1 protein-coding gene is annotated in these 278 nt (G+C 58.6%); it reads right to left on the minus strand.

Going from position 1 to position 278, the window contains the following annotated elements; all coding sequences use genetic code 11:
- On the minus strand, nt 1-278 hold a 278-nt coding region (locus EN807_RS35175; RefSeq protein WP_135938134.1), incomplete at both ends, for an aldehyde dehydrogenase family protein.

Raw genomic sequence — 278 nt, forward strand, 5'->3', positions numbered from 1 at the left:
CGCCGATCGACTCCCTCACAATCCGACTCGTCCCAAGCGGGGCCTCGAAATCGTAGGCCTGCAAGACACGTCGGGCTTCCCGGAAGTGGGATAACGCCATCGTCCCCTGCACTTGGCGTGAGAACCAAGCCGGCGCTCCCATTTCCAAGGTGATGATCTTGGCAAACTCATCAAGACGCTGCTCGTAGATGTTTGCAATCTGGTCGAGGAGTTCTACGCGTTCAGCTACCGAAGTCGCACTATAGGCTGGAAAAGCCCGTCGAGCAGCGAGCACGGCC

Source organism: Mesorhizobium sp. M5C.F.Ca.ET.164.01.1.1 (genome assembly GCF_004792125.1).
GTDB lineage: Bacteria > Pseudomonadota > Alphaproteobacteria > Rhizobiales > Rhizobiaceae > Mesorhizobium > Mesorhizobium wenxiniae.